The 5,924-nt window shown below is 61.7% G+C and carries 7 protein-coding genes; 6 read left to right on the forward strand and 1 reads right to left on the reverse strand.

What is annotated here, in order from left to right; all coding sequences use genetic code 11:
- Positions 1-261: MBL fold metallo-hydrolase (locus tag AC1DX0_RS29605; protein ID WP_477357974.1), on the reverse strand; the 261-nt coding region annotated here is incomplete at its 3' end.
- Positions 262-376: 115 nt separating this feature from the next.
- On the opposite strand from AC1DX0_RS29605, the gene AC1DX0_RS29610 reads away from it, so the two are divergent.
- From AC1DX0_RS29610 to rfbD, 6 genes are all read left to right on the forward strand, one after another.
- Complete coding sequence (locus tag AC1DX0_RS29610) at positions 377-967, forward strand: biotin transporter BioY (protein WP_172231271.1); 591 nt, start codon at positions 377-379, stop codon at positions 965-967.
- Between the two features lie 64 nt (positions 968-1,031).
- Positions 1,032-2,066: an NAD-dependent epimerase gene (locus AC1DX0_RS29615; protein WP_477219602.1), complete on the forward strand. Its 1,035-nt coding sequence runs from the start codon at positions 1,032-1,034 to the stop codon at positions 2,064-2,066.
- Between the two features lie 81 nt (positions 2,067-2,147).
- Positions 2,148-3,029 (forward strand): glucose-1-phosphate thymidylyltransferase RfbA, encoded by an 882-nt coding sequence (rfbA, locus tag AC1DX0_RS29620; RefSeq protein ID WP_477219601.1) that lies wholly within the window; start codon positions 2,148-2,150, stop codon positions 3,027-3,029.
- A gap of 3 nt (positions 3,030-3,032) precedes the next feature.
- Complete coding sequence (gene rfbC / locus AC1DX0_RS29625; RefSeq protein WP_477219600.1) at positions 3,033-3,584, forward strand: dTDP-4-dehydrorhamnose 3,5-epimerase; 552 nt, start codon at positions 3,033-3,035, stop codon at positions 3,582-3,584.
- A gap of 13 nt (positions 3,585-3,597) precedes the next feature.
- On the forward strand, positions 3,598-4,668 hold the full coding sequence (gene rfbB, locus AC1DX0_RS29630; RefSeq protein ID WP_477357971.1) for a dTDP-glucose 4,6-dehydratase: 1,071 nt from the start codon (positions 3,598-3,600) through the stop codon (positions 4,666-4,668).
- Positions 4,665-5,549: a dTDP-4-dehydrorhamnose reductase gene (gene rfbD / locus AC1DX0_RS29635; protein ID WP_477219598.1), complete on the forward strand. Its 885-nt coding sequence runs from the start codon at positions 4,665-4,667 to the stop codon at positions 5,547-5,549. The genes rfbB and rfbD overlap by 4 nt, the downstream gene beginning before the upstream one ends.
- The last annotated feature ends 375 nt before the right edge of the window (positions 5,550-5,924 follow it).

Raw genomic sequence — 5,924 nt, forward strand, 5'->3', positions numbered from 1 at the left:
CGAATGGTCACGATGCGTGTGGCTGACGAAGATATGGCTGACCGGCCTGCCGGCGATCACGTCGAGCAAGGTCTGAAGATGTGCCTCGTCTTCCGGCCCGGGATCGATCACCGCCAGCGTATCGCGCCCGACGACATAGCTGTTGGTGCCATGAAAAGTGAAGGGGCTGGGATTTCGAACCGTGACGCGCTGTATGTCCGGTGCCACGCTCACGCCCTGGCCGTAGTGCGGATCGAAGCTGGTATCGAATTTGAGAGCCATATCGGCACAATGTTCCCGGAACGGCAAAACCGATTGCCGCATAGCACGCAAGCCAATATAGGAAAACGCTGAGACCGCGATTATCGGATCGCGACAGATCGGATTGGGGAAGATCATGGCAACTGCAACGACGATGCGCCCGCTTGTTTTTCTGGCTTTGCCGCAAGAAGGCGCGGCGCGACTGGCAACACAGCTTTTGCTGGCGATCGCCGGCACGCTGCTTTTGACCCTGTCGGCCAAGACCAAGGTCGTGCTGGGCCCCGTCGACATCTCGATGCAGACGCTCGCCGTCTTGCTGATCGCCGCAGCCTTCGGCATGCGCCTCGGCGTCGCCACGCTGCTGCTCTACATGGCGGAGGGCGCGATGGGCTTCCCGGTCTTCCAGGGTACGCCGGAAAAGGGCGTCGGCATCGCCTACATGCTCGGCTCGACCGGTGGCTATCTCGCTGGCTTCGTGGTCATGGCGGCGATTGTCGGCTGGGCTGCCGATCGCGGCTGGGATCGCCACCCGATCAAGCTTTTCAACGCGATGCTGGTTGCCGAAGTGGTGATGATGGCGATGGGCTTCGCCTGGCTGGCGCTGCTGATCGGTCCGGAAAAGTCCTGGCAGTTCGGCGTGGTGCCGTTCATCGTCGGCGACCTGATCAAGGTTGCGCTGGCGGCAAGCCTTGTGCCGGCCGTGTGGTCGCTGCTGAAGCGCTCCTGAGGTCTGTCGGAAGCTTGGCGTGCCATAGACGGCAGGGGTCCATTCCCGAGGGCGGGCGCTTCTGATGAAGGTTCTGGTCACCGGCGCCGCCGGCTTCATAGGCTATCACGTCGCCAGGCGGCTCCTGGAGCGTGGCGACGAGGTTGTCGGCATCGACAGCGTCAACGACTACTACGATCCAGCGATCAAGCAGGCGCGACTGCGGCTGCTGACCGAAGCAAGCCGAAGCACCAATGCCGGATATCATTTCATCCACGGCAATCTTGCCGACAGAGAGATCGTGGACGGCTGCTTTGCCGACCACGCCTTCGACCGGGTGATCCATCTCGCCGCCCAGGCCGGGGTCCGCTACAGCCTGGAAAACCCCCGCGCCTATGTCGAAAGCAACATCGTCGCTTTCACCAACATGCTGGAGGCTTGTCGCAGCGGCGGCATAGCGCATCTGACCTATGCCAGCACCTCGAGTGTCTACGGCGCCAACACCGACATGCCGTTTTCCGAGCACCGCCCGGCCGATCATCCGCTGCAGTTCTACGCCGCGACCAAGCGCGCCAACGAACTGATGGCGCACAGTTACAGCCATCTGTTCGGGCTGCCGACCACCGGGCTGCGGTTCTTCACTGTGTACGGCCCCTGGGGGCGTCCCGACATGGCGCTGTTCCTGTTCACCAGGAGCATCCTGGCCGGCGAGCCGATCAAGCTGTTCAACAATGGCAACCACACGCGCGACTTCACCTATGTCGATGACATCGCCGAAGGCGTGATCCGAACCAGCGACAGCCCTGCCGCCGGCAACCCTGCCTGGGATTCCGGCCATCCGGATCCGGCAACGAGCAGTGCGCCCTGGCGCATCTTCAACATCGGCAACAACAATCCGGTGAAGCTGACCGCCTATGTCGAGGCGCTGGAAAACGCGCTTGGCCGCAAGGCCATCATCGAGTTCTTGCCGCTGCAGCCCGGCGACGTGCCGGACACCTTCGCCGACACCTCGGCTCTCCAAGCGGCGGTCGGCTATCGGCCCGGTACGTCGGTGTCCGACGGGGTAGGGCGGTTCGTCGAGTGGTACCAGGCGTATTTTGGTAACGACTCTAGGGTATAAGCGGGCGCTGGCAGCAGCTTTTCAGGTGTCGTATGGCTACCACTGCTGCCGAGGGGATTTGGGCATGTCAGGGAGAGCTTCTTGAAAGGAATTATCCTTGCGGGAGGTAGTGGAACGCGCCTTTATCCGCTGACATTGGCAGTCTCTAAACAAATTCTTCCGGTATACGACAAGCCGATGATCTACTATCCGCTGAGCGTACTGATGCTCGCGGAAATTCGCGAGATCCTGGTTATTTCGACGCCCCGTGATCTGCCCGTTTTCCGCGATTTACTCGGCGACGGATCGGATTTTGGGCTGGATATCTCTTATGCGGAGCAGCCGCAACCCAATGGGCTCGCGGAAGCTTTCATCATCGGCCGCGACTTCATCGGCAAGGACAGCGTGTCGATGATCCTGGGCGACAACATCTATTTTGGCGACGGGCTGTCGCAGCTTTGCCGCAGCGCCGCTGCGCGGGAGACCGGCGCTTCGGTGTTCGCCTACCGCGTCGATGATCCAGAACGATATGGCGTCGTGTCCTTCGACAAGGCCACCGGAACCGCGCTCACGATCGAGGAAAAGCCGCAAAAGCCGAAATCCAACTGGGCTGTCACAGGGCTGTATTTCTACGACAACACCGTCGTCGATATCGCTTCCTCCATTAAACCTTCGGCCCGCGGCGAGCTCGAGATCACCGCGGTCAACAACGCCTATCTCGATCGCGGCCTGCTGCATGTGCACCGATTGGGGCGCGGCTATGCCTGGCTCGACACCGGGACCCATGACAGTCTGAACGACGCGTCTTCCTTCGTGCGTACGATCGAGCATCGGCAAGGCATCAAGGTCGCTTGCCCTGAGGAGATCGCCTTCGAGCAGGGCTGGTTGACGGCAGACCAAGTGCTGGAACGGGCAACCCGGTTGGGCAAAAATGAATATGCCGCCTATCTGCGCCGGCGCGTCGCCGATCTGTCGGAGGGCTGAGCGTTGGAGATCAGGTCCCTCGGCCTCGAAGGCGTGCTGGAAATCGTTCCAAAGCGGCATGGCGATGCACGTGGCTTCTTCATGGAGACATACAATGCCGAGCGCTTTGCGCAGGCCGGAATAAAATTGCATTTCATCCAGGACAACCATTCCTATTCCGCGGCGGCGGGCGTCTTGCGCGGGCTGCATTATCAGCTTGCGCCCCGCACCCAGGACAAGTTGCTGCGTGTGATCCGCGGCCGGATTCTGGATGTTTGTGTCGACATCCGCCGCAGCTCGAAGACCTTTGGAAAATGGATCGCCCACGAGATTTCGGCCGAAAAGGGCAACCAGATTCTGGTGCCAAGAGGCTTTGCACATGGTTTTGTGACGCTCGTGCCCGACACCGAGGTCCTCTACAAGGTCACCGACACCTATTCGCCCGACCATGAACGCTCGATCCGTTTCGATGATCCCGCCATCGGCATCAAGTGGCCGTCGATCGCTGGTGGGTTCCAGCTTTCGGACAAGGACCTCAAGGCACCGATGCTTGCTGCCGCAGAGGTGTTTGCCTGATGGGGATAGGGGCATGAACTTTCTGGTGACAGGCGGTGCCGGCTTCATCGGTTCGGCGGTGTGCCGGCATCTGTGCGCCAATCCGGCCTACCGGGTGACCAATCTCGACAAGCTGACCTATGCCGGCAACCTGGCTTCGCTGCGGCCGATCGAAAACGCGCATAATTACAGCTTCGCCCATGCCGATATCTGMGACGAGAGGGCGGTGCTCGATCTCCTGCGCCRCGACGACATCGATATCGTCATGAAYCTKGCCGCCGARAGCCATGTCGACCGYTCGATCGACGGRCCKGGCRCCTTCATCGAGACCAACATCGTCGGMACCTACCGGATCCTCAATGCGGCGCTCGAATACTGGCGCGGCCTTGCCGATGACAGGAAAAACCGCTTCCGCTTCCATCATGTCTCGACCGACGAGGTGTTCGGCGATCTGCCTTTTGATGGCGGCATGTTCGTCGAGGAGACGCCTTACGCACCGTCCTCGCCCTATTCCGCCTCGAAGGCAGCCTCGGACCATCTGGTGCGGGCCTGGCACGAGACCTATGGCTTGCCGGTCGTGCTCTCCAATTGTTCGAACAATTACGGCCCCTATCATTTTCCCGAAAAACTGATCCCCCTCGTCATTCTCAACGCGCTCGACGAAAAGCCGCTGCCGGTCTATGGCGCCGGCGCCAATGTGCGCGAYTGGCTGTTCGTCGAGGATCATGCGCGGGCCCTGGAACTCGTCGCCACCAAGGGCACACCGGGCGAGAGCTACAATGTCGGCGGCAATTCGGARCGGACGAACCTCGCCGTCGTCGAGACGATCTGCGACCTGCTCGATGTCAGGCGTCCTCGGGCCGGGGGCAAGAGCTACCGCGACCTGATCTCCTTCGTCACCGAYCGCCCCGGCCACGACCGCCGCTACGCCATCGATGCCTCCAAGATCGGCCGCGAACTCGGCTGGGCGCCGAGGGAGAATTTCGACAGCGGCCTGACCAGAACCGTGGACTGGTTCCTCGACAACAAATGGTGGTGGGGGCCGATCCGCGAGCAGCGCTACGCCGGTGAAAGACTGGGCGAAGCGCGSAAGGGTGGCGCGTGAGGCTCGTCGTCACCGGACGCGACGGTCAGGTTGCGGCAAGCCTGCTGGAGGCCCGCCAGGCGCGCACCGGCGTGGAGGTCGTCGCCATCGGCCGTCCGGATCTCGACCTGGCAAGACCTGGGACGATCATCGACGCCATCGCGGCGGGCAAACCGGATATCGTCGTCTCGGCCGCCGCTTACACGGCCGTGGATCAGGCCGAGGACGAGCCCGACCTTGCCTTTGCGGTCAACGCGACCGGCGCCGGCAAGGTGGCGCAGGCAGCCGCACGCCTTGGCGTTCCGATCATCCATCTTTCGACCGACTATGTTTTCGACGGCAGTGGCCCTCACGCGTATGTCGAGACCGACGCGACGGCACCCCTTGGSGTCTACGGCGCCTCCAAGCTCGCCGGCGAGCAGGCGGTGGCCGCTGCCGGCCCGCGTCACCTGATCCTGCGAACCGCATGGGTCTACAGCCCGTTCGGCAAGAATTTCGTCAAAACCATGCTGCGGCTGGCTGCCGACCGCGACGAGATTTCGGTGGTGGCCGATCAGTGGGGCAATCCCACCTCGGCGCTCGATATCGCCGACGCTATCCTGCATGCGGCGGCGATGCTGCATGACGACAAGAGTGGTGCGTTCGGTACTTATCACCTGGCCGGCACGGGTGAGACCAACTGGAGCGGCTTTGCCCGTCACATCCTGGACACAAGCCAAGCGGCTGGCGGTCCCTGGGCGCAGGTGCGGGATATTGCCACCAAGGACTATCCGACCAAGGCGCGACGCCCGGCCAGTTCGCGCCTGTCGAGCGCGAAATTCGCGGCCATATTCGGATGGAACGCGCCGGAATGGCGAAAATCCACCGAGCGGGTCGTGCGCCGCATCCTGGATCGTCAGTGAGCTCGAGGGTTCGATCGGCGTTCGATTTGCCTGAACTCGGTAGGCTTGCTCAATAGCTTTTCACGGCCGAGGTCACCTGAATCTCCCGCAGCGTGTTGAAATCGAACTCGGTCCCGCGTCCGAGATTGACAAGCCATTGCCTGAAACCTAAGCACGGGCAACTCGGGTGTCAGGTGGGGGCTTGGCAATTCACGGAGAGCTTCTTGAAAGGAAAAATCCTTGCTGGAGGCAATGAGAGCCGGCTGTACCCAATAATATTAGCGGCCTCTAAGCAAAAACTGCCCATTCATGAAGATCAGGTCGCGTGGCTTTGATCTATAGTAGCACGCTGTCCGACGTCTCCGCTCACCAGGACAGGCTGCGGCAGGTGAGGGG

It is taken from the genome of Mesorhizobium sp. P3_A9 (assembly GCF_056402975.1).